This window comes from Sorangium sp. So ce185 (genome assembly GCF_051526825.1).
Classification (GTDB): Bacteria; Myxococcota_A; Polyangia; order Polyangiales; family Polyangiaceae; genus Sorangium; species Sorangium cellulosum_D.
Map to the genome: position 1 here is coordinate 3,784,604 of NZ_CP150316.1, position 17,002 is coordinate 3,801,605.

At 71.9% G+C, this 17,002-nt stretch carries 10 protein-coding genes; 6 read left to right on the forward strand and 4 right to left on the reverse strand.

What is annotated here, in order from left to right:
- Window positions 1-229: 229 nt before the first annotated feature.
- Complete coding sequence (locus tag WMF26_RS14150; RefSeq protein WP_438000770.1) at window positions 230-1,051, forward strand: NAD(P)H-binding protein; 822 nt, start codon at window positions 230-232, stop codon at window positions 1,049-1,051.
- A 31-nt stretch (window positions 1,052-1,082) separates the two neighbouring features.
- Here the strand turns inward: WMF26_RS14150 and WMF26_RS14155 are convergent, their stop codons facing one another.
- The gene (locus WMF26_RS14155; RefSeq protein ID WP_437946723.1) at window positions 1,083-5,006 is read right to left on the reverse strand and encodes a protein kinase domain-containing protein; all 3,924 of its coding nucleotides are present in this window, start codon (window positions 5,004-5,006) and stop codon (window positions 1,083-1,085) included.
- Window positions 5,007-5,282: 276 nt separating this feature from the next.
- Here WMF26_RS14155 and WMF26_RS14160 point away from each other — a divergent pair, with 276 nt between their 5' ends.
- On the forward strand, window positions 5,283-5,717 hold the full coding sequence (locus WMF26_RS14160; protein WP_437946725.1) for a hypothetical protein: 435 nt from the start codon (window positions 5,283-5,285) through the stop codon (window positions 5,715-5,717).
- Between the two features lie 17 nt (window positions 5,718-5,734).
- Here the strand turns inward: WMF26_RS14160 and WMF26_RS14165 are convergent, their stop codons facing one another.
- Together WMF26_RS14165 and WMF26_RS14170 are read right to left on the reverse strand one after the other, a co-directional pair.
- Window positions 5,735-6,175 (reverse strand): hypothetical protein, encoded by a 441-nt coding sequence (locus WMF26_RS14165; RefSeq protein WP_438000771.1) that lies wholly within the window; start codon window positions 6,173-6,175, stop codon window positions 5,735-5,737.
- Between the two features lie 317 nt (window positions 6,176-6,492).
- On the reverse strand, window positions 6,493-8,058 hold the full coding sequence (locus tag WMF26_RS14170; protein WP_438000772.1) for an AbgT family transporter: 1,566 nt from the start codon (window positions 8,056-8,058) through the stop codon (window positions 6,493-6,495).
- A gap of 212 nt (window positions 8,059-8,270) precedes the next feature.
- Here WMF26_RS14170 and WMF26_RS14175 point away from each other — a divergent pair, with 212 nt between their 5' ends.
- From WMF26_RS14175 to WMF26_RS14190, 4 genes are all read left to right on the forward strand, one after another.
- Entirely contained in the window at window positions 8,271-13,289 is a 5,019-nt protein-coding gene (locus tag WMF26_RS14175) for an AAA family ATPase (RefSeq protein ID WP_438000773.1), read from the forward strand.
- 113 nt (window positions 13,290-13,402) lie between these two features.
- A complete protein-coding gene (locus WMF26_RS14180; protein WP_438000774.1) occupies window positions 13,403-14,071 on the forward strand; it encodes a methyltransferase in 669 nt (222 codons plus the stop codon).
- 17 nt (window positions 14,072-14,088) lie between these two features.
- Entirely contained in the window at window positions 14,089-14,904 is an 816-nt protein-coding gene (locus tag WMF26_RS14185; RefSeq protein WP_438000775.1) for a class I SAM-dependent methyltransferase, read from the forward strand.
- 67 nt (window positions 14,905-14,971) lie between these two features.
- Window positions 14,972-15,748, forward strand: a complete 777-nt coding sequence (locus tag WMF26_RS14190; RefSeq protein ID WP_438002407.1) for an SAM-dependent methyltransferase — start codon at window positions 14,972-14,974, stop codon at window positions 15,746-15,748.
- An 87-nt stretch (window positions 15,749-15,835) separates the two neighbouring features.
- Here WMF26_RS14190 and sfnG read toward each other — a convergent pair whose 3' ends face one another.
- Window positions 15,836-16,990 (reverse strand): dimethylsulfone monooxygenase SfnG, encoded by a 1,155-nt coding sequence (sfnG, locus tag WMF26_RS14195; protein WP_438000776.1) that lies wholly within the window; start codon window positions 16,988-16,990, stop codon window positions 15,836-15,838.
- Window positions 16,991-17,002 lie beyond the last annotated feature (12 nt).

Sequence of the window (17,002 nt, forward strand, 5' to 3'; positions counted from 1 at the left end):
GCCGGCGCGGGCGCGGCGCGCTCGCTCCGCGCGCGCTGCTGCCACGGGTTGTCAGGAGGGATGGCGCAGGCTCTCGGGTGCGCGCCGCCGTTGAGGCGCCCGCGGCGAGCCGGACGCCGTTCGCCCGCCTCGGGCACGGGATCCCGGCTTCGAGACCCCGCGCACGGCGCGCACGACCATCCACAGGCCGCCGGAACCCCGGTGGCGTTTCCAGAGGTACAGGAAAAATATGAAGATCCTCGTCACAGGCGCGACCGGAACCGTCGGCCGCGAGATCGTGAAGCAGCTCGCCGCGGGCGGTCACCACGTCCGCGCCTTGAGCCGCAATCCGGGCAGGGCGAAGCTCCCCGCGGGCGTCGAGGCCGTGGCCGGCGATCTGGCCGCGCCCGAGACGTTCGCGGCGGCCCTGGAGGGCGTCGAGGCGCTGCACCTCATCAACTTCGGCGGCGACGATGATGCGCCGCTGCAGACCGGGGAGCAGATCGTCGCGCTCGCCAGGCAAGCCGGGGTGCGGCGGATCACGGTGCTGCTCGGCGGCTCGCCCGCCCCGCTCGACGCGGCGGTCGCCGCCGGCGGCATCGACTGGACGTTCCTCCAGCCGGTGGAGTTCATGGCCAATCACCTCGAATGGGCGGCGTCGATCCGCAGCGAGGGGGTGGTGCGCGAGCCGTTCTGCGACCGGCTGAGCGCGGTGGTCCACGAGGCCGACATCGCCGCGGTCGCGGTCGCGGCGCTGACCCAGGAGGGCCACGCGGGCAAGACGTACACCGTCACCGGGCCAGAGGTGCTCAGCCTGCGCCAGAAGGTCGAGACGCTCGCCGCCGCCGCCGGGCGCGAGATCCGGCTCGTCGCGCTGACGGAGCAGCAGGCGCGCGAGCGGTGGGCGGCGGCCGGATTCCCGCCCGAGGCCATCGAGTTCTTCGTGGAAATCTACGGAAATACGCCGGCAATCGGCTACACCGTCGCCCCGACCGTCGAGCGGGTGACCGGGCGGCCGGCCCGCACGTTCGCGCAGTGGGCGAAGGAGCACGCGGCGGCGTTCGCGGCCTAGCTCCGCGTTTCAGAAATCCCGCCAGGGGCGCCTACCCGGGCGGCGCGCCGTCCTGCTCGTCCAGCCACGCGCGGGCGAGCAGGAGCGTGCGGGCGTTCTCGGGCACGTTGTCCAGGAAGCTCGCCCGCCACGCCGCGTTCGCGATCTTCGCCGCGCGCTCCAGGAGCCGGCCGCGGGCGATCGCGATCGCCCGGCGAGCCTCCACGCGCGCGCCGCACGCCGCGAGGGCCTCCGCGCGCACCAGGTAGATCTGCGACTCGCCCTCCTCGAGGTGGCCCTGCGAGGCGATGATGGGGGCGGCGAGCTCTGCGGCCTTGTCCGCCGCCTCGCGCGCCCCTTCGGCGCGCCCCGCGGCGAGCAGCACCCCCGCGAGCGTGCCCAGGGCGCACGGCATGAGCGGCGGACACTCGGCGAGCAGCTCGCAGCCGCGGCGCGCCTCCGCCTCGGCGCGGGCGAGATCGCCCGCCAGGCGGGATGCCTCCGCGAGGTAGACGTAGGTGCCGCCCTCCATGCGCCGGTCGCCCGACGCCACGAACGAGCGCAGCGAGTCGTCCAGCAGAGCGCGCCCCTCGTCGAGAGCGCCGAGGTGGACGAGCGTGCGGCCGAGGTTCTCCTTCACGAAGGCCGCCATGTGCGGCATGCCGAGCCGCTCCGTGTCGGCCAGCGAGGCGCGGAGCAGGTGCACGGCCTCGGCGTACGCGCCGATCTCGTTGCAGAAATGACCGGCGTTGCCGCGCGCGATGCAGGCGTTGCGCATGTCGCCCGCCGCCTCGTAGCAGCTCACCGTCGCTTCCCCGAGCTCACGCGCGGTGCCGACGTCCCCGGCCACGATCGCGAGGTGCGTGCGCAGCCGCAGGACCGGCGCGGCCACGGTCGGGTCGTGCCGGAAGCGCTCGAAGGTCGCGTCGATCCGGCGGCAGAGCGCCTCGGTCTCGTCGCTCTGGCCCATCATGTAGTGCAGGGCCAGCGCCGCCTGCGCCATCGAGATGAGCACGGGCCCGGTCACCGTCTCCTCCGACCACCGCGCGCACAGCTGCCTGGCGAGCGCGATGACCGCCGCGGCGCGCCCCGCCATCTGGAAGGTCCAGAGCGCCACCCCCGTCGCGCGGCTCCACCACGCGCTCCCCTCGGGCAGCGCCCGCATCGCCGCCGTCGCGTGCTGCTCGGCCGCCGCGCTCTCGCCCCGGAAGCGGCACGCCTCCGCCCGGATCGTCTCGAGCTCGCCGAGCGCCTCGCCGGCCGCGCCGCACGCGACCGCGCGCTCGGCGCGCTCGAGCGCCGCCGCGTAGTCGTTCCCCCCGAGCGCCTGCTCGGCCGCCCGCCGGTAGCACCCGATCGCGCGCTCCAGATCGCCGCCGCGCTCGAAGTGCGTGGCCAGGACCATCGCGTCGGTCTCGCCGGCCTGGGCGAGCCACGCGCCCGCGAGGCGGTGGCCGAGCCGCCGGTCCTCGTCGGTCAGCATCTCGTAGGCCGCCTCGCGCACGAGCGCGTGCCGGAAGGCGTACTCCACCTCGCCCTGGAACGTCGACTCGTGCAGGCGGGAGATGAGCTCGCTGCGCGCGAGCTCCGAAAGGCAGTCGTCGAGGAGCGCCTCGTCCGCCTCGGGGCCGAGCAGCGCGCGCGCGGCGCCGCGCCAGAACGCGCCCCCGAACACGCTGCCCGCGCGCAGCGCCCGCCGCGCGTCCGGCGCCAGCCCCTCCAGGCGCGACTGCGTCATCGCGAGCACCGTCTCCGGGACGCCGCCGACGTGGCCGTCCGCCGCGGCGCGCACGAGCTCCTCGAGGAAGAACGCGTTGCCGCCCGAGCGGTCGACGATGCGGGCGACGTCCTCCGCGTCGAGCCCCCCGAGCGCCTCGCTGACGAGCTTCTCGCACGTCTTCCGCGACAGCGCCGTGAGCCGCAGATCCGTCAGCGCCCGCTTGGTCCAGAGATCCGGGAAGGCCTCGCGCACCTCGGGGCGCGCGAGCGCCAGGACCATGAGCCGCTCGCCCTCGAGCAGCCGGAGCGCCGCGTCGACGTACTCGACCGTGGGTCGGTCGCCCCAGTGCAGGTCCTCCAGCACGAGCACGAGCGGCCGCACCCGGCACTCGGCGCGCACGAGCTCCACCCACGCCGCCTGCATCTGGTCGCCCATGAGCTTGGCGTTTTGCCGGGCGGCTCGGAGCAGCACGTTGTCGTCCTCCGGGAAGGGCGTGCCCGCCATCTCGCCCAGGAACTCGGCGACCTGCCGCCGCAGCGGCTCGGGGACGTGCTCCGCCACGCGCGCGGCGAGCTTCTGCCGCCGCGCGTCGAGCGGCTCGCCGTCGAGCAGCCGCGCCGCCCGCCGGACCACCTGACCCAGCACGCCGAACGGCGCGCCCTCGCGCATCGGGTCGCCGCGCGCGATCCACAGCTCGAACGGCTCGCCGCGGGCGGCGAGGCGCCGCATCAGCTCGTGGCGCAGGCGCGACTTGCCCACCCCGGCCTCGGCCGTGACCAGCACCGCGCGGGCCTCGGACTCGGCCACGCACTCGTCGAACGTCGCCTGGAGGAGGAGCAGCTCGCGCTCCCGCCCTACGCACCGCGTCGGCTTGCCGAGCAGCTTGCGCGCCTCGTCCGCGGGCTCGCGCTCGCCGACGAGCGCGAGCCCCGCGCCGTCGAGGGACACGTCGAAGCGCTCGCCGAGGAGATCCGCGGTCATCCGGTCGAGGAGGACGGGGGCGGCGCCGGCCGAGCTCGCCGCGAGCAGCGCGCTCGCGCGGTCGATGACCTGCCCCATCGGCTGCGTCTTCTCGAGCTCGTCCCAGCCGGTCGTGAGCGCGACGCGCGCGTGCGGCAGGAGGTCGCGGAGGGCGAGGGCGCAGCGCGCGGCGTTCACGGCGAGATCCGTCGGCGAGCCCGAGCCGGCGAGGACGGTCGCGAGGGAGCCGTCCCCGAGCAGCTCGAGCTGCGCGCCGTGCCGGGCGGCGACCTGCCGGAGCGCCTGCGACGTGTTGAAGAGCGTGCTGAGCAGCGGGGAGTCGCTGAGCGAGGCGGTGAGCTCGCAGGAGTCGGCGCTCGCGGGGAGCTGGCCGCCGCCGGGCGCCTCGGACGCGAGGATGACGCTGACGAGGCGCCGCTCGCGGCGCGTCAGGCCGGCGACCGAGGCGGGCGCGGTCGAGGACGACCCGGCGACGAGCTCGGCGAGCGCGCGCAGCTCGTCGACGGCGGCCCGCGCGGCGGGGCGATCGCCCGGCCGCTTGGCGAGCAGCCGCGCCGCGAAGGCGTCGAGCTCCCGCGGCAGCCCGGCCACGAGCGCGCTCGGGCGCGGGGCCTCCTCGAAGACCACCCGGGCCAGCAGGGCGAGCGGGTGCGGCGCGGCGAAGGGCGGCCGGCCGGTCAGGCAGGCGTACAGGACGCACCCGAGCGAGTAGATGTCCGCGCGGGCGTCGACCTCGCAATCGCCGATGATCTGCTCGGGCGCCATGAACGACGGCGTGCCCACCGTCGCCCCGGTACGCGTCAGCGACGACGTCGCGTCCTCGAGGCGCGCGAGGCCGAAGTCGACGATCGTCGCCCGCTCGATCTCGCCGCCCGGGAGGAAGATGTTCTGGGGCTTGATGTCGCGGTGGACGATGCCCTGCGCGTGCGCGAACGCGAGCCCGTCGGCCACCCGGAGAAGGAGCCTGAGCGCGGCGGTCGGCTCCAGCCGGCCCCGGGAGATCCGCGCCCCGAGGTCTTCCCCCTCGAGCCACTCCATCGCGAGGTAGAGCTCGCCGTCCGGCGTCGTCCCGTGGGCGACGTACCGGACGATGCTCGGGTGCGACAGGGCGGCGAGCGCGCGCGCCTCGCGGGCGAACCGGCTGCGCTTCTCCTCGGTCGGCTCCCGCAGCACCTTGATCGCCACCGGCGCGCCGCTCTCGACGTCGCGCGCGCGGTAGACGGTCCCGAGGCCGCCCTTGCCGGCCTGCCGCTCGATCGTGTAGCGCGCCCCCAAGCGCTCCCCCGGTATCATGCGCGCTCGAGTATCTCACGGAACGAGGGCGTGTCCGCCAGCGGCGTTCGGCGTTCGACGGCCGCGCGCCAGCGCGGCCGATCCTCGCCGGGGCCGCGGCGAGGCCTGATCGGCGGCCATCCGCGCTCCCGAGCTCCGTGAAATCGTGTCGCGCCGCCGTTGCGCGCGCCTCGCGAGGCGGTCGCGCGGCCCACGTCCCGTGCCGAGCGGGCGCTGTGCTACAACGTAAGCAACGCCTGCCGTGAAGGAGCGTGCGCCATGGGGAACGCGTGTGTTCAAGCCCTCGCCGATGCGATGGATCTCGGTTCGCTGCTGCAGGAGGTCCGGGATCGACATGGCGAGTTCGAGCTCCTGGCGCACTGGACGCAGGGCGAGTTCCACCACGACGTGGTCCTCCGGATCCATCGCTTCGCTCCGCTGCCGGGTCCGGTGCTCGTCGTGAGCACGAACTGCAACGGCGGGGTCAAGGAGGTGCTGTGCTTCGGCGAGGTCCCGGACCGCTATGCCCTCTGGCACCATCGCTGCCCCGAGGTCCCGGAGTTCTCCGGCGCGCTGCCGCCCATCGCCGCGCAGGCCCGGACGTCGCATTACTTCGACCCGTGCGAGCTGCTCGCGGCCGACGCGCGCAGCGAATTGCGCGCCGAGTTCCGCGAGCGCGACGTGGGGGGCGGCTGGCGCCCGCGGTGCGGATAGCTGGCCGGTGAGGCCGCTCAGCGGCGCTCTGCGTCAGCGCCCGTCGCGGCCTCCCCCTCCGCGCGGGCCGTGCGGAAGGCCGCGTCGCGCCGCCACGCCTCGCGCGCCGCCTCGCCGGCCGTCAGCCCGCGGGCCCCCGCGGCCGCGGCGATCGCCTTGCGGAACCGCGCCCCGGCGCGGCGGTACTCGAGCGTGACGAGCGTCAAGCAGAGCGCGACGAGCAGGACGTCGCGCGGGTTCGGCGCGGGCAGCGACCAGGCGAGCCACCCGGTGGCGAGGGCGAGCAGCGCGCCGCACAGCTCCCAGGACTCGGAGCGCTCAGCGCCCTGCGCCTCCGCTGCGGCGGTCAGCGCGCGCGCGACCGAGGGTGGCGGCTCGGCGTCCTTGTCGGCGGGCGCACACCCCGTTGGGTTAGGAACGACCGACCCGCCGCCGGTCAGGAGGGGCGTCGAGGACACCACGACAGCGTTCGTTGCCGCACCGCGATGCATTGAGCTCATACCAACACCCTCCTCGCTTTGCCGTCCGGCCCTGCATACCGTCCGCGCTTGCATATCGCGCGCCGTCGGCTAAATACGCGAGCCCACGTCGTTCTTGCGGCTGAGGCCGCATCGCGTGCGCATCTGTCGCGCCGGGCACGCAATCGATGCGCGTTCGTCGAAATGTCGGGCGCACCGGCGGCGCAGAGGTGGGTGCGCGGGGCTGCGCCCTCTCCGCCGCCGTTTCCGGCGCGCGCGCGGCGGAGAGGGCGGCGCGGCCCGGGGGGCGCAGGCGCTCAGGGGTAGACGTAGGGCGCGTCGAGCCCGAGGGGGAGCCCGAGCTGCCAGTAGGCGAGGAGGAACAGGCTCCACGCGACGAGGAACGTCATGGAGTACGGCAACATCAGCGCCATGAGCGTGCCAATCCCGGTGCCTTTCACGTACTTCTGGCAGTAGACCACCACCAGCGGGAAATACACCATGAGCGGCGTGATGATGTTGGTGGTCGAGTCGCCGACGCGGTAAGCCGCCTGCGTGAGCTCCGGCGAGATGCCGAGCGACATGAGCATGGGCACGAAGATCGGCGCGAGCAGCGCCCATTTCGCCGACGCGGAGCCGATGAAGAGGTTCACCGTCGCGGTGAGGGCGATGATGCCCACGATCGTCACGGTGCTCGGGAGCGCCATGGCCTGCAGCGCCGCAGCGCCCTTGAGCGCCACGAGCGCGCCGAGGTTCGACTTGTTGAACAGGTAGATGAACTGCGCGGCGAAGAAGGCCATCACCAGGTAATAGGCCATCGTACCCATCGTCTTGCTCATCCCGCCGATCACGTCGCGGTGGCTCGTGAACGTGCCGGCCGCGTAGCCGTAGACGATCCCGGGGATCAAGAAGAACAGGAAGATGAGCGGCACGATCGCGTTCATGAGCGGCGCCGTGCTGATCGTCAGTTGACCGCCCGGCGCGCGCAGGGGCGACGACGCGGGCGCGCTCGCGGCGACGAGCAGGCCGATGCAGATCGCCATCGCCGCGAGCCCCGCCCAGAGCGCGCGCGCTTCGCGCGGCGTGAGGTCCGCCGCGCGAGGCTCCTCCTCCGGCGCGGCGTCGACCGGCGTGCGGGCGATGCGCGGCTCGATCACACGGTCGGTGATGAACCAGCCGAGCCCGACGATCAGCAGGCATGAGGCGCTGCAGAAGAACCAGTTGCAGAGCGGGTTGACCGTGCGCTTCGGATCGAGGATCCCGGCGCCGGCCTGGGTCAGGCCTTGCAGCAGCGGGTCGAGGCTGGAAGGGACGAAGTTGGCGCTGAAGCCCCCGGAGACGCCCGCGAACGCGGCGGAGATGCCCGCGAGCGGGTGCCGGCCCGCGGTGTGGAAGATGACCGCGCCGAGCGGGATGACGAGCACGTAGCCCGCGTCGGCCGCCGTGTGGCTGACGATGGCCACGACGATCAGCATCGGCGTGAGCAGCGCCCTCGGCGTCACCGCGAGGAGCTTCTTCAGGCCGGCGTTGATGAACCCCGAGTGCTCGGCGATCCCGACGCCGAGCAAGGCCACGAGCACGACGCCGAGCGGATGGAAGCCCGTGAAGGTCGGGACCATGCTCGCCAGGAACTCGGTGACGGCCTTGCCCGAGAGCTGGCTCTGGATCACGAGCGGCTGCTTCGTCCTCGGGTCGATCTCGCTGAACTGGAGCGGCGCGAGCGCCGCGGACAGGACCACGACCACGGCGGCGAGCACGACGAAGAGCAGGGCGGGATCCGGGAGCTTGTTGCCCGCCCGCTCGAGCGCGTCGAGGGCGCGGCTCGCCCGTCCCGCCCTGATTTCGGGCGGGACCGGGGCGGGCTCGGATGGCTGGTTGGACATGCCGCGCATGGTAAGGCGATTCACGCTGCGCGTCGCCAGTTTCGTAGCGGACGGGTCCAGGCCGTCGCAGTCGAACGCGATCGCGCGCGCGCCGTCGCGACGCGGCCCGACTCCACACCTCATTCCGTCGTCTCTTCAAACAGGGCTGCTCAACAGGGCAGGTGGAACTCAAGCGTTCGACTGCTGTACGATGGCCCAGAGGGGCTCATTACATGCTGATTCTTCAGGACTACACTGCCACGGAAAAGATCTACGAGGGCATCACGTCCGTTCTTTATCGTGGTCACCGCAACGCGGATCGGCTGCCTGTCGCGGTGAAGCTCCTCAAGAGCGAGTACCCGGATCCGCGAGAGCTCGCCAAGATACGGCACGAGCACGCGCTCATGCGGGACCTCCGTGTCCCGGGCATCCCCGTGGTGATCGAGGTGGGGAAGCACGGGAACGGCCTCGCGCTGATCATGGAGGACAGCGGCGGGCGGTCGCTGAGCGACATGATGCGGTCGCAGCGGCTCAGCCTCGCGTCGGCGCTGCGGATCGCGGCGTCGGTCGCCCACATCATCGACTCGGTCCACCAGCGCCACGTCATTCACAAGGACGTCAAGCCGCACAACATCCTCGTCGACCCCGAGACGATGCAGGTCAAGCTGATCGACTTCGGCATCGCCACGCGGCTGTCGCGCGAGAGCCAGGCCGCGCTGGCGCCGGAGGCGCTGGAGGGGACCCTCGCGTACATGTCGCCCGAGCAGACCGGGCGGATGAACCGCGTCGTCGACCACCGCAGCGATCTCTACTCGCTCGGCGTCACCCTCTACGAGATGCTCACCGGCGTGCTCCCGTTCCAGGCGAACGACGCGATGGAGCTCGTGCACCACCATATCGCGAGGAGGCCGGCGCCGCCGGCGGAGGTGAGCCCGCAGCTCCCCCAGATCGTCTCCGATATCGTGATGAAGCTCCTCGCCAAGACCGCCGAGGCGCGTTACCAGAGCGGCGCCGGGCTCAAGGCCGATCTCGAAGAGTGCCTGAGCCAGCTGGAGGCGACCGGCGAGATCCAGCCGTTCGCGCTCGGGCGCTCCGACCGCGTCGGCGAGCTCCGGATCGTCCAGAAGCTCTACGGTCGAGAAGAGCAGACGGCGACGCTCCTCGCGGCGTTCGACCGCGCGAGCCGGGGCGCGGTCGAGCTCCTCCTGGTCTCGGGCGAGGCGGGCGTGGGCAAATCCGCGCTGGTGCAGGAGCTCCACAAGGCGATCGCGCACCGCCGCGCGTACTTCATCGAAGGCGCGTTCGAGCAGATCGGCCGCAGCACCCCGTATGCCTCCGTGGCGAGCGCGCTCCGGAGCCTCGTCCGGAGCCTCCTGGCCGAGCGCACGAGCGCCCTCGAGCTCTGGAAGGAGAGGCTGCTCGAGGCGCTCGGCCCGAACGGCCAGGTGCTCCTCGACCTCGTCCCCGAGCTCGCGCTCGTCATCGGCCCCCAGCCGGCCGTGGCCGAGCTCGGACCTACCGAGTCCCAGAACCGGTTCAACCTGGTGTTCCAGAACTTCCTCCGCGTCTTCGCGACGCGGGAGCACCCGGTCGTGCTCGCGCTCGAGGACCTCCAGTGGGCGGACGCGGCCTCGCTCAAGCTCATGTACGCGCTGATGACCGGGCCGGGCACCGCGCATCTGCTGGTCATCGGCGTCATCGGCACGACCCGGGAGGGCGAGATCGCCGCGGCCCACCCGCTGCGCCTGCTGGTCGACGCGCTGCGGAGCGCGAGCGTCGCCGTCCACGCGATCGCCGTCGAGCCGCTCCCGCGGCCCGCCGTCGCTCAGCTCGTCGCCGAGGCGCTGGACTGCGCGGCGGAGCAGGCGGCGCCGCTCTCGGAGGTCGTCTTCGACAAGACCCGCGGCAACCCGTTCTTCGTGAGCCAGTTCCTGAGGTCGCTCCGCCAGGACGATCTCCTGCGCTTCGACGCGCGCTCCCGCTCCTGGACATGGGAGCTCGCCCCGATCCAGGCGATGCAGATGACGGACAACGTGGTGGCGCTCATGGCGGGCAAGCTCCAGCGGCTCGCGCCGGACACCCAGCGCGCCCTCATGCTCGCGGCGTGCCTCGGCCACGAGTTCGAGCTGGAGGTGCTCTCGGCGATCTGCGATCGATCGCGCCGGGACACGGCCGGCGATCTCTGGGAGGCCCTGCGCGACGGGCTCATCCAGCCCACGGGCACCGAGTACCGCTTCGTCCACGCCTCTCCCCGCGGCGACGCGGCGGACGACGTGCCCTCGACCAGGTTCAACGTGTCCTACCGGTTCTTGCACGAGCGCGTCCAGCAGGCCGCGTACTCGCTGCTCGACGACGAGCGCCGGAAGGCGGCGCACCTCCGGATCGGCAGGCTGCTCCTCTCGAACGCCGGCGCGAGCCCGCGCGACGACGCCCTGTTCGCCGTGGTCCACCAGATGAACCTCGCCGTCGACCTGATCTCCGAGCCGGGCGAGCGCGCGGAGCTCGCCAGGCTGAACCTGGCCGCGGGGAGGAGGGCGAAGGCGGCGAATGCCCACCAGGCGGCCGCCGGCTACCTCGCCGTCGGGGCGTCGCTGCTCGGCGAAGAGGCGTGGGCCCGCGACGGCGAGCTGATGTTCGCGCTCACCGTCGCGCTCGCCGAGTGCGAGTACATGTGCGGTAACTTCGATCGCGCCGAGTCGCTCTTCGATCTCCTGCTGTCCCGCGCGAGCTCCACCCTGGAGCGAGCGCAGGTCCACGACCTGCGGCTCGTCCTCTACCTCACCCTGTTCAAGGTCGCGGACTGCATCAGCGTCGGGCGCGCGGGCCTCGCGCTGTTCGGGATCGAGCTGCCTCGCTCCGAGGAGCAGGTCCAGGCGGCGCTCGACGCGGAGCTCGCGGAGGTGCCCGTCAACCTGGGGGGCCGGCGGATCGAGGACCTGGCCTTCGCCCCGGCGCTCCGGGACCGAGAGGCGCTGATCGTCCTGAAGCTCCTGACGAACCTCTCCTCGCCGGCGTACCTCACCGACGCGAGGCTCGCGGCGTTGGTCACGGCGAAGCAGGTCAACCTCTCGCTCCGGCAGGGGCACTCGGAGGTGTCCGCGTTCGGCTTCGTGCTGTACGGCCTGTACATGGCGGTGCTGCGCGATCGGTACGACGAGGCGCGGCGGTTCGGGCGGCTCGGCATCGAGCTCAACCGGAGGTTCGACAACGTCGAGCTGGCCTGCAAGATCCACTTCACGTTCGGCGTCTACGCGCATTTCTTCTCCCCGCTGCGCGAGACGGTCGAGGACCTCCGGAGCGCGCTCGAGGCAGGGATGGTGTCCGCGGACTTCGCCTACCTCTCGTACACGTGCAACGCGATCGTCATGGCCCGCCTCGGCCTCGGCGATGAGCTCGCGTCGGTCAGGAAGGAGATCGACCGATTCCTGGGCCTGATGGCGCGGACCAAGAATGCCCTGTCGACGGCCTTCCTCTCCATCGCGAGGCAGATGGTCGCCTGCCTCGAGGGGCGCACCGACGGCGGGGCGTCGCTCAGCGACGACGAGCTCGACGAGGCCGAGCTCGTGGCGACGCTCGGCGCGCCGAGCGCGATGTTCACGGCCTTCTGGTATCACGTGGTCAAGCTGGAGCTCCTGTTCCTGGACGAGGAGTACGCCGCCGCGCTGTCGGAGGCGCTCGCGGCCGAGCGGGCCCTCGCGAGCAGCATGGGGTATGTCTCCACGACCGAGCTGTCGTTCTATCTCTGCTTGACGCTGCTCGCCCTGGGCGAGGCCGCCCCGGAGGGGCCGGCGCGGGGCGCGGCGATGCTCGAGGAGCATCACGCGCGGCTCGCGCGCTGGGCGGAGAGCTGCCCGGAGAACTACCGGCACAAGCACCTCCTGGTCGCCGCCGAGCGCTCCCGCGCGTCCGGCGACGAGCTCGGGGCGATGGCGCGCTATGAAGAGGCGATCGAGGCAGCGCAAGAGAGCGGGTTCGTCCGGGACGAGGCGCTCGCGAGCGAGCTTTGCGCGAAGTTCCACCTCGCGAAGGGCAGGCGCAAGACGGCGCGGTTCTACCTGGCGAGCGCGTGTTACGGGTATGTCCGCTGGGGGGCCACGGCCAAGGCGCAGGCCCTCGTGGACAGGTATCCAGCGCTCGCCCTCCAGCCCGCGGCCGGCTCGGGCCGCGCGGACTCGCCGGTGTCCTTCACGGTGTCGAGCTCCTCGACCGCCAGCACCGGTCGCAAAGGGGTGCTCGACGTGACGGCGATGATCCGCGCGGCGCAGGTGATCGCCGGCGAGGTCGAGCTCGACAACGTGCTCGAGCAGCTGATGCGGATCGCCGTGGAGAACGCGGGGGCGCAGCGGGGCGCGCTCGTCCTCGATCGCGGCGAGCGGCTCGTGGTCGAGGCGCTCGCGACCGTCGATCCCGACGCGGTCCGCACGGGCATGACGACGCCCGTCGAGGACAGCGCCGAGATCGCCGTCTCGATCGTGCAGTACGTCGCCCGGACCCGGGAGCCGGTCGTCCTGGGCGACGCGACCGAGGACGCGCGCTTCGCGGCCGACCCGTACATCGTCGCGAGCCGCCCGCGGTCGGTCCTCTGCATGTCGATGATCCACCGGGGCCGGCTCACGGGCGTGCTTTACCTGGAGAACAACGCCGTCAGCAACGCCTTCACGGCGGCGCGGATCGAGCTCCTCGGTCTGCTCCTGTCGCAGGCGGCCATCGCCGTGGAGAACGCGCTGCTCTACGCGCACTTGCAGCACCGCACCGAGGAGCTGCGCGTGGCCGGCGAGCGGCTGGAGATCGAGCTCGCCGAGCGCGCGCGCTCCGAGCAGACCCGGGCGTCGCTCCAGGAGGAGATCATCCGGGTCCAGAACGACAGGCTGGCCGAGCTGTCCACGCCGCTCATCCCGATCACCGATCGCATCATGGTCATGCCGCTCATCGGGACGATGGACGCGGCGCGCGCCCAGCAGGTGCTGCACACGGCGCTGCAAGGGGTCGACGCGAACAGCACGCAGGTCGTGATCATCGACATCACCGGCGTCAAATCGATCGACACCGGCGTCGCTGCCTCGCTCATCCGCACGGCGAGCGCCCTCCGGCTGCTCGGCGCGCAGGCGGTGATCACGGGCGTTCGCGGCGACGTGGCGCAGACGCTGGTCGCGCTGGACATCGATTTCGGGGCGATCGTGACCAAGGGGACCTTGCAGAGCGGGATCGCTTACGCGCTGGAGCAGAGCAGGAGGGCTCGCCGTCTGTCCTGAGGGACCGACCAGGACACGACGTCGCGTCCCACCATCTACAATCGTCCTCGCGCAGGCACGAAGTCGCGCCTTCTCTCTTGTTGCGGCGCATCTCGTACTTATATGGATGAGGCATGTTGTCGAGCGAACACACTCGACGCGACGCCGAGCTCCGCGCGATCCGCCGCCGGCAGCCGTACGCGATCGACGTCGACGGACTTCGGATCTGGGTCGCACAAGACGTCTTTCCTCCCGATCTGGGCTACTCGCCGCGTCGGCTCGCGGCCGTCCTCGGGCGGTACACGCCTCGTCGCGCCCTCGATATGGGCTGCGGATCGGGGTACCTCGCCCTGGTGTTGAGCAAGAACGGAGCCAGAGAGGTCTGGGCGGTGGACAAGCATCCGCCGGCGATCGCGTGCACGACAGCGAACGTGGCGAGGAACCCGCCGCTCCGGGTCCGCGCGGTGGAGAGCGATCTGTTCTCGTCGGTCCCACCTGGCACGATGTTCGATCTCATCGTGTTCAATCAACCCTTCTATCCGAGCACGGCGCCGCGAGGCGTGTTCGGCATGAGGCGTGACGGCGGCCGCGCCATCATCGAGAGGTTCTTGATCCAGGCGAGGGGCTTCGTCGCGCGCGATTCCGTCATTCTCATGCCCTTCTCGCAGATGGCGGGAGCAGAGAACGATCCGGGCGCGATCGCGGCGCGGCTCGGGTACACGTCCCGGATCGTGCGCCGCGACGACGACGGGCCTCACGCGCACGTCATCCACGAGATCCGAGCGCGGGGCGGCGCGTCCTGACGCCGACGGGAGAGGCCATGACCGGGTTCGACGTCAGCCGCTATCCTCTCTGCGGTGCGCCGGAGGCGATGCCCGCGCGCCCCCGCCGGCCGCATCGGCTGACCCACCAGGCCTGGGCCCTCGCGTCGCGCCGGTTCGTCCGCAATGACATCCCGCCCATCCTCGACCGGCTGGAGGGCTGCACGAGGGTCCTGGATATCGGCGGAGGAACCGGGGTGGTCGTGCGGCGCATCGCGGAGGCGCTCGGCGGGTGCACGACCGTCGAGCCCGACGCGGCGAGCGCGTCCGCGATCGGGGAGGGGCGAGCGGGCCACAGGATCTGCGTGCTGCGCGGCAAGGCCGAGCGCCTGCCGATCGAGGAGGACACGTTCGATGGGGTCGTATCGACCTGGGTGCTTCACTACGTCGATGACGTCGTGAGGGCCGTGGAGGAGATGATCCGGGTGTGCGACAAGCGCGGGTCGAGGATCTTGATCGTGCAAGGGGCCCCCGACAACGAGATGATCGGCCTGCTGAACAGGAACTGCTGCGCCGTGGCGGGCGACGCGGCCGATCATCAGGGATACCTGCTCGCGACGGCCGCGGAGGTGCTCTTCGGCCGCGGCTTCAGGAGCATCGAGATGACGAGGGTGAACGTCGAGCTCCGCTGCGAGGAGGCCGATCTCGAGGAGAGGATAGCGGGCGCCGCGGAGGTCCTTCAGCGGTTCTGGTACGACCGGCACCCGGCGGCGGAGCTCATGAAGCGGCGGCTCGCAGGCGAGCTGAGGGCCCATTTCGCGAGGAAGCCGAGCGCGATCGGCAACGATGGCGTTCTTTTGGCCGCGCGCCGATGAGGTGCCCCGCCGGGGCCGGCCGGCGCGCGGCGCGGAGATGGCCGGAGATGGCAGGAGACGTCAGATGATGAGCGGTTCAGCATCCGTGGGACGGTTCGCGCACGCGAACGCGGCGCGTATGATCGATTACTGGCTCGGCGGCATTCACTACCTGCCGGTCGACATCGAGGCGGCGAAGGAATACGAGGCCGCGTACGGCGATTTCCGCGGCATCTTCCGCGTCCTGCGCGCGTACATCGGGCGCGCCGCGAGGGCGATCCGCGCGGAGGGGATCGATCAGCTCCTCGTCTTCGGCGCCGGGCTGCCGACCTCCGGGAACGTCCACGAGGCCGTGCCGGACGCGCGGGTGCTCTACACCGACGTGGATCCCATCAACATCGCGATGGGGCAGCGGATCCTCGCCGGCCTGCCGAACGTCGGGTATGCCTACTGCGACGCTTCGGACCTGACCACGCTGGACCGGGCGTCGGTCGAGCGCGTGCTCGGGCCGATCCGGCGGCTCGGGATCGTGTTCGTCGGGGTCGCCGCCTTCATCGCCGACGACAAGCTCGCGGCGACGTTCGCGTCGCTCCACGACCTGGCGCCGCCCGGCAGCTTGATGGCGCTCGATTTCGACAGCGAGATGTGCCGCCGGTACCCGCGGATCGTCGCGCTGCTCGAGGCGCCGGGGCTCCGGTTCCACATGCGCGCCCCTGAGGCCATCCGCCCGCTGCTCGGCCCGTGGCGGCTGACGAGCGAGGGGATCACCCCCGTCGGCGCCTGGCGCAATCACGGAGAGGACGCCGATTATCCGCCGTTCATGTACGGGTGCATGGCGCGCCGTGCGGGCGACGAGGAGGGCTGATCCGGGGCCGACCGCCCGCGGGGCGCCCGCCCCGCCCGGACCGAGCTCGCCGGAAGGCGCCGGCGCCCGCGCGGTCGCCGGCCGCCCTCAGGCCGCTTTGCGCGCCTCGTCGGCCTCGAGCTCGCGGACGATCGGCAGGACCTTCTTCCCGAACTGCTCCACCTCCTCGAGGTAATGCAGGAACCCGCCCAGCACCAGATCGACCCCGGCCGCCTGATAGGCCACGATCCGCCGCGCGATCTGCTCGGGGGTGCCGATGAGGCCCGTGCGGAAGCCGTCGTTGTACTGCACGAGATCCTCGAAGTTGGAGTTGGCCCACATGCCCTCGCGTTCGGGCGACGCGCGGCCGGCTTGCCGCACGGCGTCGCCGAAGCCGTTCACGGCCTCGACGTCCGCGTGCGCGATGATGTCGCGCAGGACCTGCCGCGCCTCCTCCTCCGTGTCGCGGGCGATGATGAAGGCGTTCAGGCCGAACTTCACGCGGCGCCCCGCCCGCGCCGCGAGCTCCTGGATCTCGCTCACCTGCGCGCGGACGCCCTCGATGGAGTTGCCGTTCATGAAGTACCAGTCGGAGACGCGGGCGGCCATCTGCCGCGCTGCCTTCGAGTTCCCCCCCTGGAAGATCTCGGGGTGCGGCTTCTGCACCGGCTTCGGCTTCAGCGTGAAGTCGTTGATCCGGTAGAAGTCGCCCCGCAGCGAGAAGTGGTCCTCGGTCCAGATGCCCCGGAGCGCCCGGATGAACTCCTCCGAGCGCCGGTATCGCTCGTCGTGCTCGAGCCACGGCTCGCCGAGGGCGGTGAACTCCCCCTTGAACCAGCCGCTCACGACGTTGACGGCGAACCGCCCGCCCGACAGGTCGTCGGCGGTCGCGCCGAGCTTCGCGAGCACCCCGGGGTGCCACAGCCCCGGGTGGACCGCCGCGATCACCTTGAGCCGCTCGGTCGCGAGCAAGAGCGCCAGGCTGAACGACGTGGACTCGTGCTGGTTTTCGGCGCCGTAGCTCGCCATGTACCGGACCTGGCTGAGCGCATACTCGAAGCCGCTGCCCTCGGCGAGCCGGGCGAGCTTGCGGTTATAGTCGATGCCCCAGTGCGTCCGCTGCTCGATCTTGCTCACCACGAGCCCGCCGCTGACGTTCGGCACCCAGTACGCGAACTTCACGGGGCCGCGCGAAGGCGCCGTCGAGGGCAGCGCGGTCAGCGCGGTCGGCGCGGTCAGCACACTATTTCCGTGATCACTCATGATTTCATTCCT